We start from the raw sequence: 16,152 nt of genomic DNA on the forward strand, positions 1-16,152 counted from the left end.
TCCCGTTATTTAATCAAAGTGAGTATCATGGACGATCGTCAATTGTCACAGAAATCAGGCTCTGCGCAAGACGCAAAACAAGGACAACCTCACTTTGATCCACGGCTGTTGGCACCTGTTTCAGGTTCAGCAGATGCGACTGAAAATTCAGAATATTTTCTGAAACGCCCGCTTGATCTTTTGCTGAGCGGTTTTGCACTAATTGTCCTCTCGCCAGTATTTCTTATGATCGCCTTCCTGATCAAGGCCAGCTCGCCTGGTCCCGTATTTTTTCGACAGAAACGGCTGGGGGTAAATGAAGCACCGTTTGAGATCTTAAAATTCCGGTCAATGCGATCAGATCCAGAAGGAGCAGGACCTCAATTTACCAGTGCCAATGATTCCAGAATTACCGGCATTGGGAAGCTGATTCGAAAAACAAGTCTGGATGAGCTGCCCCAGTTGATCAATATATTTCGGGGCGAAATGAGTTTGATTGGTCCTCGTCCCTATGTTGGGTTTGAATTAGCAGACACTCTACAATTCAAGCGAGAGCTACGGGCCAGTGTTCGTCCCGGGGTCTCTGGTCTGGCACAGGTCTCTGGACGAAGTCAGCTGACTCAAGATGCCGTGATCGAGTATGACATTGACTATGTCAAAAAATGCAGTCTCAAACTTGACTGGCAGATCCTTCTGCAAACAGTCAGAAAAGTCCTGTCATGCGAAGGAACCAATTAAGACGATTTTGAGCCCACACTATGTGTGGAGGTCTGATAGGTTTCAAAAAGATGCTTTCCAATGGTGCTGAACCGACTCGTCAGGAAAGTTGACATGATCACGGCTGGTACAAACGCCATCATAAGGATGGAAAAGGCGAATGGGCTTAGGCAAATGAGTATTGCCATGCAGTAGGCAGGGTAGAACACAAGTGGATCACTGATGAGTTTGTTTCTGTAGTTATACACAAAGCCTATTAACAGCGATATGAATCCAATTCCTAACGCTCTGAAAATCAAGTAGTTCCCGACTCCAGAGTCTTGATCATTACCTACCCCGTTGAGCATTCCATTACCTACTCCGTTGAGCATGCCATGTTGTGTCATCGACAGAACGGCTTCATATCCTTCTCCAAAGAATGATAGATTCTTGTTGAGTAAGCAGAGAATGATTGGCGTGTAAAGCAGGAATAGTACAGACGTATAAATGATTATGGGATAGTTAATGTTGTTTTTAAGTCTATATGAATAAAGCAGATAAAGACAGATGGAAGAGAAACAGATTGCATAAAATGAGATGGCAACACCACTACTGATTGAGGAAAACAGGGTGCCCAGTGTAATCAGGCATGCTGGTAGAGTGTATTTCTTGACACCTGATTCTTTTTCTTTTTTCACCACTAGGAAAAAACTGTAGGCCATCAATGAATAGGCACAAAGTCCATAGATCAATCGACCATTCATAAACAGCGATAAGATGGTGAAAAAGAGAAAGAAATAAAAGTTGAGTTGCCAGTGGTTTTTTACTTTTTGAAATAGGGCCACTACATGTGTCAGTGCAATAGATATCGTCACGCACATTAAAACGATAAAAAGCGAAAGGATTTTATCGGGAGCAACATGAACAAGATCCGAAATCAGATAGACTGGCGATACCAGCAGGTATCTCATTCCATGTGGGTGCAGGTAAATCGATTTGAGATTAATTTGTAATCCAGCATCGTGTAATACCTGAATTTGAGACCATAGATGAAAGGATTTCAAATTAAACAGAATTGCGATCAGGTAAGTTAACAAAGCTCCCCAGAAAAGTGATTTATATAGATTATTGACTGGTCTTGGAGTCATCAAACGCCTCTCTGGATCGATTGATTGGAACTAAATAAAATCAGAATAAAATAGATCTAGAAAATTGATAACGTGTAATTACGATATAAATTTAGCTGTTTAGAAGGTTTCAATTCTTGGTAGCAGACAAGAAGAACGTCGTGTCTGGGCTATGAAAATAACCTGGCCTCGTGAAGTGCGGGGAGTTTAAATAAAGCGACTTATTGTGTAAAGGTAGATGTCAGGCTTCGGGGTGGATGTTTAGGGTGATTGGGTAAAGGTATAGCTGGGGGATTGTCTTGTTTGGATTCCGGAATGGAAACTAAAATATGCGCGAATCAACTGGTTCTGGGATTGGCTGATTCCGTTGAGAAAAAATTGAGTGAGAGAATCTCCTGTATGATATTCGATGTGTAAATCATCACAACTTGTTTCAGTAATAGTGTTTGTTACTGTCAGATGTTGATGGTTTCAAGGGGATTGGTATCGCTTTGTGACACAATTCCTGCTATTGAATCTCTGCAAAAGTGTCGATCAATACTAATTATAGGTAATACGCAACTTGTTCCTGTTATGTATTCGTAAGATCGCGTCGTTAAATTGTCTGATTGGTCTGGGCCCATGTACATTGTTGATCGCAATCTGAAAAGCGTCGATTCTGGGGTAGTCTTAGATTTGAAAAGGTCGTCTTTTAAAGATCAGATCTGTCAAGTTGGCGTACTGCTTTCGATAGCGACAGGCTTTTCGATTCCCATTTCGACGAGTTTGACATCGATTTTAAGTTTCGGGATTTTAGTCTGTTGGATTATCTCAGGGCAGTATCGCGTATCATGGGAGCTGCTTAAAAACAATCGGGTTGTCGCAGTTTCTGTGACACTATTCGGGTTTCTGGCAGTAGGATTATTGTACACGCCAGAATCGCTTTCTGTTGCCTCACGAAATTTGTTTAAGTACCGCCAGTTCATTCTGATTCCCGTTTATCTGTCTTTCTTTTTTGATCCCATGTCGCGACGGCGCGGGATTCAAATGTTTGAGCTTGCTCTGATTGTGACCCTGATTGGTTCTATTTGCTATGCATTTCTTCCAGTGGGCAGTGTGGATGGCGATATCTATAATCGGTCTATTTTCAAGAACCGGATTACACAAAATATCCTGATGTCGTTTCTGGTCTACCTTGCTGCCTGGAAATTCTGGGAGCACCCCAAGCAGCGCTGGTATTATGGGGTATTGGCTCTGATCGCGACATATAACGTAGTGGCCATGGTGCCCGGGCGGTCTGGTTATGTTGCTTTAGCGATTCTGATCTGTCTGTTGATGTACCAGAAGATGGGGTATAAGGGACTCTTTCCGGCGACCATTTGTATCGTATTAGTTGGGTTTCTATCGTACTACCAGTCACAAACATTTCAGGGGCGCATCGATCAGGTTGTGACCGAGATCAATAAATATAGTGTTTCTGAAGAGCGGCAGAATGGTGTTGATTTACGCCTTGAGTTTTATGAAAACAGTCTGCAACTGGCTAAATTAAATCCACTTTTCGGCTCTGGATCTGGAAGTTTCGGTTTAAAATATCGAGAGTTAGCTCAGCAAAATGGCCAGATTGCCACAGCGAATCCTCATAATGAATATGTGATGTTGCTGGTTCAAAACGGACTGATTGGAGTTTGTCTGTTTGCCTCCTTCTTCTGGGTGGCCTGGCGGGCAACTCGTAAAATGGCCGGGCTTGACCGTGATTTTGGGCAGGCTGTTCTTGCTGTCTACGTGGTCGTCTGTCTGGTGAATTCCCTGATGCTGGATACAACAGAAGGCAATTTATTTGGATTCCTGATGGGGCTCACGATGGCTGCTGCATCAGGCTCTATCGTCGAAAGCGTTGATGAGCTGGCATCAGAGCCTCCTTCCAGCAACAAAGACCAGCATTTCATATCGGATGCCGCCTGAAATGAAGCCAAATTCGCGCGTTGTATGGCAGGCAAACCAAGCCGAATAAAGCCATTCGTGTCCTGCATATTTTGCTCTCATTCCCCCTTTACACAAAAAAATGATTGAATTAGTATCTCCGGCTGGAATGCGGGATGCATTTTTGATCATAAGTTTCTGATCTTTCAACTGTTTTTACTATCACGATCAGAGTAGCGCTAAAGGAAAAGGGGGCCACGGATGGCCGATGTGATTGGATTAATCACTGCAAGAGGTGGTTCCAAGGGAGTCCCACGAAAAAATATTCGCGAGTTGGCTGGAAAGCCGTTGATTGCCTGGACGATTGAGGAAGCATTAAAGAGCCAGGAACTGGATCGAGTCATTGTCTCTACGGATGACAAAGAGATCGCTTCTATCTCCCGGCAGTATGGTGCTGAAGTCCCGTTTATTCGGCCTCTCAAGCTGGCTTTAGATGCATCGAGTCATGTCGATGTGATTCTGCATACCATCGACTGGCTTGCGGAAAATGAACAGTACGAGATGGAACACGTCGCACTGCTTCAACCAACATCTCCCTTTCGTATTGCCGAAGATATCGATGGTGCGATTCGATATCTTAAAGAAAAAAGTGCCAAAGCTGTCATTGGTATGATGGAAGCCCCGAGTCATCCGATCTGTTTACGTCATATTAATGAGGATGGTTTGCTAGTGGAACTCTCCGATGTTCGGGATGAGTCCCAATTGCGCAGACAGGCCTTGGAAGATGTATATGCATTCAATGGAGCCTTGTATGTCTTCCGTGTGGATGCCTTTAAAGAGAAACTGACGTTTCGTCCCTACCAGGAAACCTACGGGTACATAATGCCGACAGAGCGGTCGTGGGAAATCGATACCGAGTGGGAATTTTTAGTTGCTGATTTGTTGATGCAAAATCAGCAACGTGATGTTTCCCGCCGTAAGGCCGCTTAGTGAATGATTCTGAAATGAATGTTCTTTACTTTTTTTGAGTTATGCCAAAGATGCACGATCTGGTCCCATTGTCGATTCCTCATATTTCCGGGAATGAGTGGAAGTATATCAAGGACTGCCTCGATACGGGGTGGGTCTCCTCGGTCGGATCGTATGTTGATCAGTTTGAGCAAAAAGTGAGTCAATACGTCGGTACCGATTATGGTGTCGCGACAGTGAATGGAACAGCGGCGCTGCACCTCAGTCTGCTGGCGTGCGGTGTTCAGCCTGGCGATGAAGTCATCGCTCCTGCCTTTACATTTATCGCTCCCATCAACGCCATTCACTATTGTGGTGCTAAACCTGTCTTTATTGGTTCAGATTCAAACACACTGAGCCTCGACGTGAATCGTGTTCACACATTCCTTTCTGAGGAATGTGTGAAGCGGGACGGGGATCTTTATAACAAACAGACCGGACAAAAAATAAGTGCCATATTGCCGGTACATATTTTTGGCCATCCGGTCGATATGGCACCGCTGAATGAGATTGCGACAGAGTACGGTTTGCCGATTATTGAAGATGCTTCGGAAAGCCTTGGCTCTGAGTATCGGGAAAAAAAGACCGGTTCTTTATCGACGGTCGCCTGTTTTTCTTTCAATGGAAATAAAATCATCACCTGTGGCGGTGGTGGAATGGCGACGACCAGTCAGGAATCGCTGGCAAATCATATCCGTCATTTAAGCACGCAGGCAAACAAAAAGCCGTTTGAGTATGAACATGACGAAGTCGGCTATAACTATCGTTTGACGAATATCCAGGCGGCATTAGGCGTGGCTCAGCTGGAACAGCTTGATGCATTTATTGAAATCAAACGCAACAACGCCGCCCTTTATCGTCAGTTACTTGCGGAAATCCCGAAGGTCGACCTGGTCTGGGAAGAACCATGGGCCAAAAGTAATTTCTGGTTATGTACTTTGCTCGTTCCGTCAGTAGATCGCAAACCACTGATGGAGTATCTGCTGGCTCATAACGTCCAGGTGCGCCCGGCCTGGAAGTTGATGCATACACTACCCATGTATCAGGAGTGCCAGGTATACGGGATGGAAGAGACAGAAGCTGTCTTTGAACGCTGTATCTCGATTCCATCCAGTGTGCAGCTTAATTCTGAGGACATAAAATATGTTGTTCGTTGTATAAAAAATTATTTTGATCAGTCATGAATAAACTATTGAATTCGATTCTTTTGATTGGTGGAGGGGGCCATGCCAGGGTTCTGATCGAATTGATTCAAGAGGGTGGAAAATATCAGATTACAGGAATCCTGGATCCGAACCTGGAGGTGGGACAACAGATCAAGGGAATTTCCATACTGGGAACCGATGCCGAGTTGACCAGACTGCAGAAGCAGGGCATACAAAATGTGGCGATTGCAGTGGGCAGTATCAAAACAAATTCATTGAGAAAAACATTGTTTGAGCAGAGTCAGGGAGTGGGTTTGAATCTGCCGACTCTGGTACACCACCGGGCCATTCTTTCGGCTGACGTGAGCTTGTCTGATGGTGTTCAAGTTATGGCAGGAGCGATTATTCAGACAGATTCATCGATCGGCTCAAATACAGTGATTAATACGGGAACACAAGTTGATCACGATTGTCAGATTGGAAATCATGTGTTTCTTTCACCGGGTGTGGTGCTCAGTGGAGGGGTGACGGTGGGTGATAATTCGTTTGTCGGTGCAGGCGCTGTTGTGATACAGGGTGTAAAAATTGGAGACAATGCAGTGATTGCAGCCGGTGCTGTCGTTGTACGGGATGTAGCAGACGGGGCGTTAGTAAAAGGAGTTCCAGCGAAATGAGTGTTTTTATTATTGCCGAAGCAGGCGTGAATCATAATGGGGATGTGGAGACTGCCAAAAAAATGATCGATGCAGCCGTGGAAGCAGGTGCGGATGCCATCAAGTTTCAAACATTCAAAACGGAAAAACTCGTCTGTAAGTCTGCTCCCCAGGCGGAATATCAGAAAAAAAACAACGCCGCGAATGGGGAGGAAGATACCCAGTTCACATTATTGAAGAAGCTGGAAATCAATCAGGATACGCACCGCGAGCTATTTGATTATTGTCGGCAATCGGGGATCGTGTTTATTTCCACTCCTTTTGATTTGGAAAGCATCGATCTGTTAAAGTCGCTCGGTCTGGAAATGATCAAGGTGCCTTCAGGCGAGATTACGAACTATCCCTACCTGAAAAAAGTGGGGCAGACATTTGAGAAAGTTGTTCTTTCCACAGGCATGGCTGATTTAGGCGAGATCGAGGATGCACTGGATATCTTAATCGATAGCGGCGTCGATCGGCAGAATATCACCGTTCTACATTGTAATACCGAGTATCCGACTCCGATTCAGGATGTAAATTTACGGGCGATGTTAACCATTCAATCTGCCTTTGATGTGAATGTCGGCTATTCGGATCATACTTTAGGAATTGAAGTTTCGATTGCTGCGACGGCTCTGGGAGCCAAAGTGATTGAGAAGCATTTTACACTCGACAAGAATATGGAAGGACCAGATCACTCGGCTTCTCTGGAGCCAGATGAATTGATGATGCTGGTACGTGGCATCCGCAATACATCAAAATCGTTGGGAAGTCCGCTTAAAAAACCGTCTCTTTCAGAAGCCAAGAATAAGCCAGTCGTACGAAAAAGTATTATCGCCTCACAGTCTATTCGTAAAGGCGAAGTATTCACGGAGGAAAATCTTTGTGTGAAACGACCGGGAACCGGTATTAGCCCGATGAATTGGGATAGTGTGATTAACCAGGTTGCCCGACGTGATTATTTTGAGGATGAAATAATCGATTTATGAGCAAAACAGTTTGCCTGGTAACCGGTTCGCGAGCGGAGTATGGGCTGCTGAAACCTCTGATCGATGAGATTCTGTCCGATCCTGCTTTCACGCTCCAGCTGCTGGTGACCGGATCGCATTTATCACCAGAGTTTGGCTTGACCTATCAGGAGATTGAAGCAGACGGGTATACGATTGACGAGAAAGTCGAAGTCGTTATGAGCTCGGATTCCCCGGTCGGCATTTGCAAGTCAATGGGGTTGGGGTTGATCAGCTTTTCCGAAGCTTATGCACGTCTGCTACCAAATCTGGTGATTGTGCTCGGGGATCGCTATGAGATCTTCAGTGCAGTTTCCGCAGCCCATATCAGTCGAATTCCGGTCGCTCACCTGCATGGGGGGGAGGTCACCGAAGGCGCTTTTGATGATGCGCTGCGCCATTCTATTACAAAAATGAGTCATTTTCATTTCACATCCACAGACGCTTATCGCAATCGGGTCATTCAACTGGGAGAAAATCCGGATCGTGTATTTAATGTAGGCGCCATCGGCTTAGATAATATAATACGCCTGAATTTGATGTCGCGCGAGGAGTATGAAAATTCAGTCGGGCTTAAGTTAAATAAATATAACATGTTGTGCACATTTCATCCGGTCACGCTGGAAGCGAATACTGCAGCAGGTCAGGTTCAGAATTTACTGAATGTTGTGGAGTCCCTGGAAGACACCAATGTCATTTTTACGAAAACCAATGCGGATACTGATGGTCGTGTGATAAACCAGTTAATTGATGAATTCGTGCAGAAAGACGCCACTCGCTTTAAAGCGTTTATGAGTTTGGGGCAATTGCGGTATTTATCAGGGATGCAATTTGTTGACGCTGTGATCGGGAATTCTTCCAGTGGGATCATTGAGGCCCCCAGCTTTGGGATTGGGACAATCAATATCGGTAATCGGCAAACAGGGCGAATTAAGGCAGAATCTGTGATCGACTGCGAGGCAACTGAAATCAGTATAGCAACGGCATTTAAAACATTGTATTCTCCCGAATTCCAGCAGGTTCGAAAAAAAGTGACGAATCCTTACGGGGATGGTCAGACGGCAAAAAAAATTGTAAATCACCTTAGGGAATGTCATTTTAATCAGTCAACACAAAAAGAATTCTATGATCTTGTGAGTGGAAAATCACTGTCAGAGAATTCTTGAGTGATGGAACTGAAACAGGGAATAAAGCCAGGGTAATGGATCACCTTGAATAGGAAGCGCAGGTCAGGGATGGACTCAGTGAAACAGTGCTTGATCAATAATACCGTTGATGTCAAAGAGACGATTCGTGCAATCGAAGCTGGTAGAAAAGGCATTGCAGTTGTCGTCGATTCTAACGGATATCTGCAGGGAGTAGCTACCGATGGAGACGTCCGTCGAGGTCTACTGGCCGGAGTCAAGTTAAAGGATCCTGTAACCGCGATCATGAATCGCAAACCAACCAAAGCCGTATCCAGCATGTCGCAGTCCACAATTATTGAACTTCTGCAGCAGAGTGGCTTGGAAGCGCTTCCGCTGGTGGATGCAGATAATTATGTCGTTGAAGTCGTCCTGTTGACAGATATAACACAGGAATCAAGTCCGGGGCAGGCCTCGGGGTTCAGTAGTGCTCTGATTATGGCTGGTGGCGAAGGGCGCCGCTTACTGCCTCTGACAGAAAATATGCCTAAACCTCTGGTCGAAGTCGGCGGAATGCCTCTGATTGAGCGTCAGGTTCGCAAAGTTGCTGATGCTGGAGTGAGCCGGATCTATATTGCCGTCAATTATCTGGCGGAAATGATCGAATCACATTTGGGGAACGGCAACCAGTACGGTGTCGAAATTCAATATTTGCGCGAAGAGCAAAAGCTGGGAACCGCAGGTGCCGTCTCACTGATCAAAGACCCCCTCGATGGTCCGTTGTTATTAATGAACGGTGATGTTTTCACTTCGATCAATTTTCAATATTTACTCGATTTTCACCTGATGCATGAGCCTTTAATGACGGTGGCGGCGATCGATTATCACGTCGAAATTCCTTACGGCGTGATTAAAACTGAGGGAGCATTTGCAAAACGACTGGAAGAAAAACCTTCTCAGCAGTTTTTGTGTAATGCCGGTATCTATGCGATTTCTCCCGAAGCGGTCAGCCGGGTGCCTCAAAATCAACCATATAACATGACGGATTTAATTGAACAAAGTATGGCGGAAGAAGCTGGCGTTGCTGTCTTTCCGGTACACGAATATTGGTCAGATATCGGTACGCATGCTGAGCTGGATAAAGCACGAACTGAATTGAAGATTGTGAAAGAGACACTCGGCGATTTGGAAGAATACGATGAAAATGACGTGAATATTGAACTCAATCATCGTAGAGCTGCGTAACTGATTTGAATTCACTTTTTAAGTAAGAAATAGCGAGCATGTCTGAGTCATTAACTGGGAAACAGGTACTGGTTACCGGAGCGGATGGGTTTATTGGAAGTCATCTGGTCGAACAACTTGTCAGCAGCGGTGCCAAAGTGCGTGCACTCGTATATTATAATTCCTGGAACCAGATTGGCTGGTTGAATGATGTTTCGCAGGAAGTCCTGCAGTCCATCGAAATCATTCAGGGCGATATCCGTGATGCCGAACGCATTGCAGGCGCCGTCAAAGGCTGTGAGTACGTCTTCCACTTATCCAGTCTCATAGCGATTCCCTATAGTTATGTCGCCGCACGCTCGTATGTTGATACAAATGTAACAGGCGCATTAAATGTCTTACAGGCCAGCCGAAATTCTGATGCTCTCACCAGGCTGGTGCATGTTTCCACTTCTGAAGTCTACGGAACGGCGCAACGTGTACCGATTGATGAAGATCATCCTCTAGTCGGTCAGTCCCCTTATTCAGCCAGTAAAATTGGTGCCGACAAAATGGCCGAGAGCTTTTATCTCTCCTTTGAATTACCCGTCGTGACGGCCAGACCATTTAATACCTTCGGTCCCCGGCAGACCGCGCGGGCGGTGATTCCCACGATTGCCAGCCAGCTGCAGGCAGGGTGTACCGAATTAAAGCTGGGGGCATTGACACCAACCCGCGATTTCAATTTCGCCACCGATACTGCTGCCGGGATGATTTCCCTGGCGTTATGTAAAGAGGCAGAGGGTGAAGTTGTCAATATTGGCAGTGGTGAAGAATGGTCGATCGAAGAAACCGCCAAAATTCTGATGGAAGCCGTCGGACGTGAAGTGCCGATTATCTGTGACGAAGACCGCATTCGTCCGGAGAAAAGCGAAGTGAATCGTCTTCTGGCCGACACTACCAAGATCGCTCGCTTGACCGGCTGGAAAAGCCAGGTTCCTTTCAAAGAGGGACTCGCAAAGACGGCAGACTGGATCGGTCGAAATATTCAACATTTCAACGCGGAGCGTTATACCATTTAATGGAAAACGCCTGGGAAACGACATTTTCGAGGATTTTAAACTTCGCCATGCAACGGATTGTCAGGTTGAAAGCATGCTTGGAAGAACCTTTTAAGATTTCAGGAAGGTTCCCGATTTGATGTCAAAACGATCCGTTTCCATGGCAGCCATGTTCGTCGCTCTTGCGATGATCCTGGGACGACTGACAGGACTCTTCCGCGTGCTGGGGCTGGCAACCGTCCTGGGAGTTTCGCATGCCAATGACCTGGCGATCCTGGTAATTTCCGTCCCAGATATTCTCAATGCGATGTTAATCGGCGGTGCGATGGCTGCGGTTCTGGTACCAGAAATGCATCGTCGGGCGCAGGACGTTTCCGAGCAACAGGCCAATCAATTGATTGTGCAGACTTTTTTTGCAGTGGCCGGCGTTTCCAGCATGCTGGCTTTGATCCTGGCGATGTGCTCTACCTGGTTTACTCAAATCCTGGCTTCCGGATTTACGCCTTTTGAAATCAGTCAAGCCAGTCGCTTGATCATGATTGTTTTATTGGCTTTTCCGATCAGTGCCGTCACCGCCGTGACGTCGGCTGTGTTACAAGGTCATCACAAACCGACGATTCCCGCATATGGAAATTTATTTTTCAATGTGATTCTGATTGCCGCCATTTTTCTATGGGTTACCCCGGATCAGATTGAGGTTCTCGCCTGGGCTGTTGTCGCGGCAGTCTCTTTTCGGTTGCTGACACAGTTAATCAGCTGCTATTTCATTGGTGCATTTCGGGGGGGATTTGATTCGTTGTCTCGGTTTGCCACGCTGAATCGGGCCTTGATGATGAAGTATCTGCAGGCTTTAACGGCGATCGGGCTGGTTGTCGCCTTTCCTGTTGTCTCGCGGTCTTTTGCTTCCGCCTATGAAGGGGGCATCAGTCTGTTTGAATATGCGCAAAAACTGGTGGAGTTGCCTCGCGGATTATTTGGAGCCATATTGACGATGGTGATTTTTCCCAGATTAAGCCGTACGTTCTCGGAAGGCAACGCCGGTGATAGTTCAAAATTGATCAGTCAGGCAGCGGGCTTAATTTTATTGATTACCATTCCTGTGACGGTTGCCGTGTATGGCTGTGCCGAACCTGTTGTTGCGCTGTTATTTGAACGAGGCATGTTTTCGGCAGAAGACGCTGCGAATACGGCCCGCTTGTTACAGATCGCGATTATGTCGATGCCAGCCTTGATACTTTCGATTCTCACAATGGATATCTTTTATTCGAGACATGAAACAATTATTCCCTTTAAAATCAGTTTGCTCTCGTTGGTATGCCTGATTGTACTTTCACTTGTGCTGAGAGCATCGATGGGAATTTCCGGGATCATGCTGGCGTTCGTCGTGACCAGCTGGATTCATTTTTTAGGTTTGACCTTAGCATTACATCTGAAATTAAACGTCTCGGTGATCGAAGGGGTCGCCTTCAAGCATTGCGCTGCCTTGATTCTGTTGATGGTAACCGGACTGTTGTTTTCGGCGATGATGATTAAGATGGTCGCGGAGCCTGTTTTATTGATTGTTTATTCTGGAATGCTGGGGCTACTTTGTTTTGGGGCCGTTTTAGTGATCCTGAAGAACCATTTGCCACGTTTCAACAGGAAGCTGTCTTTATAATGCAGTATTTATTTATTACGGATTGCCCTGAAATCGCACGTTATGTTGATCAATGTGGGGTCGACCGGATTTTTATCGACCTGGAAATCCTCGGGAAAGTCAAAAGGCAAGGTGGCAAAGATACTGTCATTTCCCGCCATAAACCGGAGAACGTTAAAAAAGTCAAGCAGGCGGTAACAAATGCAGAAGTCCTGGTGCGTTTGAATCCTTTGAGCTCCCGGTCAACGGAAGAAATCGAATCTGCCATCGAACAGGGCGCTGATTGTTTAATGCTGCCGATGTTCCGTTCTCTGGAAGAAGTTGAGTGGTTTTGTCAGCGTGTTGATTCTCGGGCGAAGGTTGTTCCGCTGGTAGAGACGGTGGGGGCCATGAATCAACTGGAGCAGATCGTGCAGGTTCCCGGTGTCTCTCAAATTCATATTGGTTTAAACGACTTGCATCTCGACCTGGAATTGAATTTCATGTTTGAACTGATGTCGAATGGCATGGTCGAGAAGATGGCGACTATTTGTAAGCATGCCGGCATCCCCTTTGGGATTGGGGGCGTCTCCACAATGGATCAGGGGCTGGTCTCAGGGAAAATGGTATTGAGCGAACATGCTCGGCTGGGATCGGAATGGGTTATTTTATCACGATCCTTCCATCAACGGGCGACGACCCTGGATGAGTTGCAGTCTCGCATTGATCTGAATGCAGAAATTCAGAAGGTAAATCAAATCTATCAAACCTTGCTTGGTCGGTCTCAGTTCGAAATTGAACAGGACAAACAGGCCTTGTACTCAGCAATCAATGGCATCGCGTTCAGAAATCGCTCTGAGAGAAACGCTTCGTAATTCGTACACTGAGATTCATCTCATTTTAATATTACTGGTTGGAACAATTCGCAGGATCACTTAATCCAGACACGAATGACAGAGAAAAAATGACTGAAACATCAGATTCTCAGGCAGATCAGGAAAAAAGCAAACGTTTCAATATCATATTTCTGTGTTGCTGGATTGCCGCATTCGGGGTAATTTCTTTACTCAATTATCTGGTGAATCTGTATGGAGAGTATGGGACCAAACTGTTTCGCCCTTTGGTTCAAACCCCGCGCAATGACAAAGTTTATCTGCTCTCACAACTGAGCCCCAAGCCGGAAGGGGTGGTCATCGGGTCCTCACGGGTGATGCGATTGGAGCCCGAATATTTAAAACCTGTTTTTGGATATGATTTTTTCAATTTCGGTGTGAATTCTGCCATGCCCGAAGATTATCTGGCCATTCTCAGGCACTATGAAGCGAGTCGTGGTAAGCCCCCGGAAATGGTGATTCTGGGAATTGATATCTACTCATTTACTGACGCCTTGCCGATGGATTCCCGTCTAATGAATTGTCCGGAGCTGATTAACAATCTGAGTGAGTTACAGGGAAGCACTCTAGAGCAGTGGAAGCGGGGGATTGTGCGTAATGTGAAGCTATTCCGGGAAAACTTCAAGTATTCGCTGCTGAAAGATTCGTTGCGTACTTTGAAAATGGATCTGTGGGACGGCGGCAGAGCAGAGGGGCATTTCGATTTTCTCGAGAATGGGATGATGGTCGATCGGCTGACGAAGCAGCAGAACGCGGAGGGAACATTCGATCTGGAGAAAGAGATCGCCTTTCATAAGAACGACTATGCCAGACGGTATGCCGGCTTTGAATCTCTCTCCCGGCAACGTTGTGATTATTTCGAAACATTTTTGAAAATCTGCGAAGAGAAGCAGATCAAACTGGTGATCTTTTTGACGCCCCTGCATCCTGATCTGGCATCTGACCTGGCGCAGAATACGACATTCACGGAACGAAAAAAAGATGTCGTTGCTTATTTGAATGAGCAGTGTCTTAAGAACCGGATTCCATTTTATGAGTTCTCGGATATCAATTCATTCCAGGGAATCGCAGATGAATTTCATGATGGTGTGCATGCAACCGTGATGAATAATCGACGAATCATTAATTGCATGGTCCCTCGCATAGCAGATAAGACTCAGAATGCTTTTTAACAGTTATATCTTTGTTCTGGCTTTCCTGCCGATTGTACTTTTGGTCTGGTGGAGCCCCTTTTTATCAACGCGAATGAGGCTGATCAGTCTGGTTGCCGCAAGCTACACGTTCTATGGATGGTGGGACTACCGGTTTGTGCTGCTGCTGTTTGTCTCGACGATCATCGACTTCAAATGCGGCCAGCAAATTCATAAAAATCTGATACCGAAACGCCGATTGTTCTGGCTGATTCTATCGCTCATTTCCAATCTGGGAATACTTGGTTTCTTTAAGTACTCCGGCTTCTTTGCCCGTTCCATGAATGCGCTGACGGACTGGATTGCCGGGGGAGGGGCGATACCCGTTCCCGAGATCATCCTGCCTGCCGGGATTTCATTTTACACATTCCAGACGATGAGTTTTTCGATTGATGTATACCGGAAGCAGGCGCGGCCGACGGAAAGCTTCTGGCATTTCGCCGCATATGTCTCCATGTTCCCCCAGTTGATCGCGGGGCCCATCGTTCGCTACACCGAAATCGAAAGTCAGCTGAGATCAATTCCGGAGAAAATCGATCATAGTCAGTTTTCGCGGGGCATCTATTTCTTTGTCGTGGGGATGGTCCAGAAAGTTCTGTTTGCCGATCTGATCGCTGCGGCATTTGAACCCTTGCTGGAGAATTATCAGTCGCTGGCGCTCGTTGGGAGCTGGTTCTGCATGTTAGGCTACAGCTGCCAGCTTTACTTTGACTTTGCCGGTTACAGTAATATGGCAGTCGGTCTGGGACTGATGCTCGGTTTCTCATTTCCTCAGAATTTTGATTCTCCCTATCAGGCAACGAACATTTCCGACTTCTGGCGCCGCTGGCACATCACGCTTTCGAACTGGCTGCGCGATTATTTATTCATTCCATTGGGAGGAAGTCGCGAAGGGCACTTTCGCACATTGCGCAACCTCGTGATTGTGATGTTTCTGGGGGGACTCTGGCATGGAGCGAACTGGACGTTCGTGGTTTGGGGACTGTACCATGGCAGCTTGTTAGCAATCTATTTTGCACTCCGTTCCTGGAAACAGATTCATGTTCCCGCTTTGCTCGGGCAAATGTTCACATTTTTGCTGGTGCTGATCGGCTGGGTAATCTTCCGGTCTACTGATCTGAGTATGTGTGGAAATCTGCTTGCCTCCATGGCCGGCATGCATGGAATTTACGGACCTGCTGAGCATTGGACGGTGATCCAGGAGTCACTGCCGCTTCTGATCGCTTTATTACTGGTTGTCTTTTTTGTTCCGAATGCCTGGAAATGGAACTTCAGACCTCAATGGCAGATGGCACTGGTTCTCAGTTCGCTGTTAGTCCTTTGTGTTTTGAGATTCAGCACTGAAAGTCCGTTTCTCTATTTTCAATTCTGATCCTCAGGCTCGCTCCAATCGATTTCTCTGTCTGATTTGTTTTCTCGCTATTTGTAGAATCATACTGTAGACTAAGGGAGATCGGGGAAATGTTATCCGACGATTGGGGTTCCATTCGTCGAAGTTGAATCAACGTACAAA

General features: G+C 46.2%; 14 protein-coding genes. 13 read left to right on the forward strand and 1 reads right to left on the reverse strand.

Features of this window, described 5'->3' with window-relative positions; genetic code table 11:
- The first annotated feature begins 27 nt into the window (after positions 1 to 27).
- On the forward strand, positions 28 to 717 hold the full coding sequence (locus tag Enr17x_RS09480) for a sugar transferase (protein WP_145308113.1): 690 nt from the start codon (positions 28 to 30) through the stop codon (positions 715 to 717).
- On the opposite strand, the gene Enr17x_RS09485 is transcribed toward Enr17x_RS09480, so the two are convergent.
- Positions 714 to 1,823, reverse strand: coding sequence for a hypothetical protein (locus Enr17x_RS09485; RefSeq protein WP_145308115.1), 1,110 nt, complete (start codon positions 1,821 to 1,823; stop codon positions 714 to 716). The genes Enr17x_RS09480 and Enr17x_RS09485 overlap by 4 nt on opposite strands.
- Positions 1,824 to 2,828: 1,005 nt before the next feature.
- Between Enr17x_RS09485 and Enr17x_RS09490 the strand changes: the two genes are divergently transcribed.
- From Enr17x_RS09490 to Enr17x_RS09545, 12 genes are all read left to right on the forward strand, one after another.
- Positions 2,829 to 3,743 carry an O-antigen ligase family protein gene (locus tag Enr17x_RS09490; RefSeq protein WP_198001065.1) on the forward strand — a complete coding sequence of 305 codons (915 nt, stop codon included), beginning with the start codon at positions 2,829 to 2,831 and terminating at the stop codon, positions 3,741 to 3,743.
- Positions 3,744 to 3,962: 219 nt separating this feature from the next.
- Positions 3,963 to 4,691: an acylneuraminate cytidylyltransferase family protein gene (locus Enr17x_RS09495; protein WP_145308119.1), complete on the forward strand. Its 729-nt coding sequence runs from the start codon at positions 3,963 to 3,965 to the stop codon at positions 4,689 to 4,691.
- 50 nt (positions 4,692 to 4,741) lie between these two features.
- Positions 4,742 to 5,893 (forward strand): LegC family aminotransferase, encoded by a 1,152-nt coding sequence (locus Enr17x_RS09500; RefSeq protein WP_198001066.1) that lies wholly within the window; start codon positions 4,742 to 4,744, stop codon positions 5,891 to 5,893.
- A complete protein-coding gene (locus tag Enr17x_RS09505) occupies positions 5,890 to 6,528 on the forward strand; it encodes an acetyltransferase (RefSeq protein WP_145308123.1) in 639 nt (212 codons plus the stop codon). The genes Enr17x_RS09500 and Enr17x_RS09505 overlap by 4 nt, the downstream gene beginning before the upstream one ends.
- Positions 6,525 to 7,535, forward strand: a complete 1,011-nt coding sequence (gene neuB, locus Enr17x_RS09510; RefSeq protein WP_145308125.1) for an N-acetylneuraminate synthase — start codon at positions 6,525 to 6,527, stop codon at positions 7,533 to 7,535. Before Enr17x_RS09505 ends, neuB begins: the two co-directional genes overlap by 4 nt.
- The gene (neuC, locus tag Enr17x_RS09515; protein ID WP_145308127.1) at positions 7,532 to 8,719 is read left to right on the forward strand and encodes a UDP-N-acetylglucosamine 2-epimerase; all 1,188 of its coding nucleotides are present in this window, start codon (positions 7,532 to 7,534) and stop codon (positions 8,717 to 8,719) included. The genes neuB and neuC overlap by 4 nt, the downstream gene beginning before the upstream one ends.
- A 78-nt stretch (positions 8,720 to 8,797) precedes the next feature.
- A complete protein-coding gene (locus Enr17x_RS09520) occupies positions 8,798 to 9,922 on the forward strand; it encodes a nucleotidyltransferase family protein (protein WP_198001067.1) in 1,125 nt (374 codons plus the stop codon).
- Between the two features lie 38 nt (positions 9,923 to 9,960).
- On the forward strand, positions 9,961 to 10,962 hold the full coding sequence (locus Enr17x_RS09525; RefSeq protein WP_145308131.1) for an SDR family NAD(P)-dependent oxidoreductase: 1,002 nt from the start codon (positions 9,961 to 9,963) through the stop codon (positions 10,960 to 10,962).
- Between the two features lie 118 nt (positions 10,963 to 11,080).
- Complete coding sequence (murJ, locus tag Enr17x_RS09530) at positions 11,081 to 12,598, forward strand: murein biosynthesis integral membrane protein MurJ (RefSeq protein ID WP_145308132.1); 1,518 nt, start codon at positions 11,081 to 11,083, stop codon at positions 12,596 to 12,598.
- Positions 12,598 to 13,431: an aldolase/citrate lyase family protein gene (locus Enr17x_RS09535; protein WP_145308134.1), complete on the forward strand. Its 834-nt coding sequence runs from the start codon at positions 12,598 to 12,600 to the stop codon at positions 13,429 to 13,431. The genes murJ and Enr17x_RS09535 overlap by 1 nt, the downstream gene beginning before the upstream one ends.
- A gap of 89 nt (positions 13,432 to 13,520) precedes the next feature.
- Positions 13,521 to 14,621 (forward strand): DUF1574 family protein, encoded by a 1,101-nt coding sequence (locus tag Enr17x_RS09540; RefSeq protein WP_145308136.1) that lies wholly within the window; start codon positions 13,521 to 13,523, stop codon positions 14,619 to 14,621.
- Positions 14,611 to 16,011: an MBOAT family O-acyltransferase gene (locus Enr17x_RS09545; protein ID WP_145308138.1), complete on the forward strand. Its 1,401-nt coding sequence runs from the start codon at positions 14,611 to 14,613 to the stop codon at positions 16,009 to 16,011. The genes Enr17x_RS09540 and Enr17x_RS09545 overlap by 11 nt, the downstream gene beginning before the upstream one ends.
- Positions 16,012 to 16,152 lie beyond the last annotated feature (141 nt).

It is taken from the genome of Gimesia fumaroli, assembly GCF_007754425.1.
Taxonomy (GTDB): Bacteria; Planctomycetota; Planctomycetia; order Planctomycetales; family Planctomycetaceae; genus Gimesia; species Gimesia fumaroli.

Excerpts from the sequence above, each read along its gene's own strand:
- Enr17x_RS09480 (WP_145308113.1), top strand. The coding sequence starts at position 28 with ATGGACGATCGTCAATTGTCACAGAAATCAGGCTCTGCGCAAGACGCA.
- Enr17x_RS09485 (WP_145308115.1), bottom strand. The coding sequence starts at position 1,823 with ATGACTCCAAGACCAGTCAATAATCTATATAAATCACTTTTCTGGGGA.
- Enr17x_RS09490 (WP_198001065.1), top strand. The coding sequence starts at position 2,829 with ATGTTTGAGCTTGCTCTGATTGTGACCCTGATTGGTTCTATTTGCTAT.
- Enr17x_RS09495 (WP_145308119.1), top strand. The coding sequence starts at position 3,963 with ATGGCCGATGTGATTGGATTAATCACTGCAAGAGGTGGTTCCAAGGGA.
- Enr17x_RS09500 (WP_198001066.1), top strand. The coding sequence starts at position 4,742 with ATGCACGATCTGGTCCCATTGTCGATTCCTCATATTTCCGGGAATGAG.
- Enr17x_RS09505 (WP_145308123.1), top strand. The coding sequence starts at position 5,890 with ATGAATAAACTATTGAATTCGATTCTTTTGATTGGTGGAGGGGGCCAT.
- neuB (WP_145308125.1), top strand. The coding sequence starts at position 6,525 with ATGAGTGTTTTTATTATTGCCGAAGCAGGCGTGAATCATAATGGGGAT.
- neuC (WP_145308127.1), top strand. The coding sequence starts at position 7,532 with ATGAGCAAAACAGTTTGCCTGGTAACCGGTTCGCGAGCGGAGTATGGG.
- Enr17x_RS09525 (WP_145308131.1), top strand. The coding sequence starts at position 9,961 with ATGTCTGAGTCATTAACTGGGAAACAGGTACTGGTTACCGGAGCGGAT.
- murJ (WP_145308132.1), top strand. The coding sequence starts at position 11,081 with ATGTCAAAACGATCCGTTTCCATGGCAGCCATGTTCGTCGCTCTTGCG.
- Enr17x_RS09535 (WP_145308134.1), top strand. The coding sequence starts at position 12,598 with ATGCAGTATTTATTTATTACGGATTGCCCTGAAATCGCACGTTATGTT.
- Enr17x_RS09540 (WP_145308136.1), top strand. The coding sequence starts at position 13,521 with ATGACTGAAACATCAGATTCTCAGGCAGATCAGGAAAAAAGCAAACGT.
- Enr17x_RS09545 (WP_145308138.1), top strand. The coding sequence starts at position 14,611 with ATGCTTTTTAACAGTTATATCTTTGTTCTGGCTTTCCTGCCGATTGTA.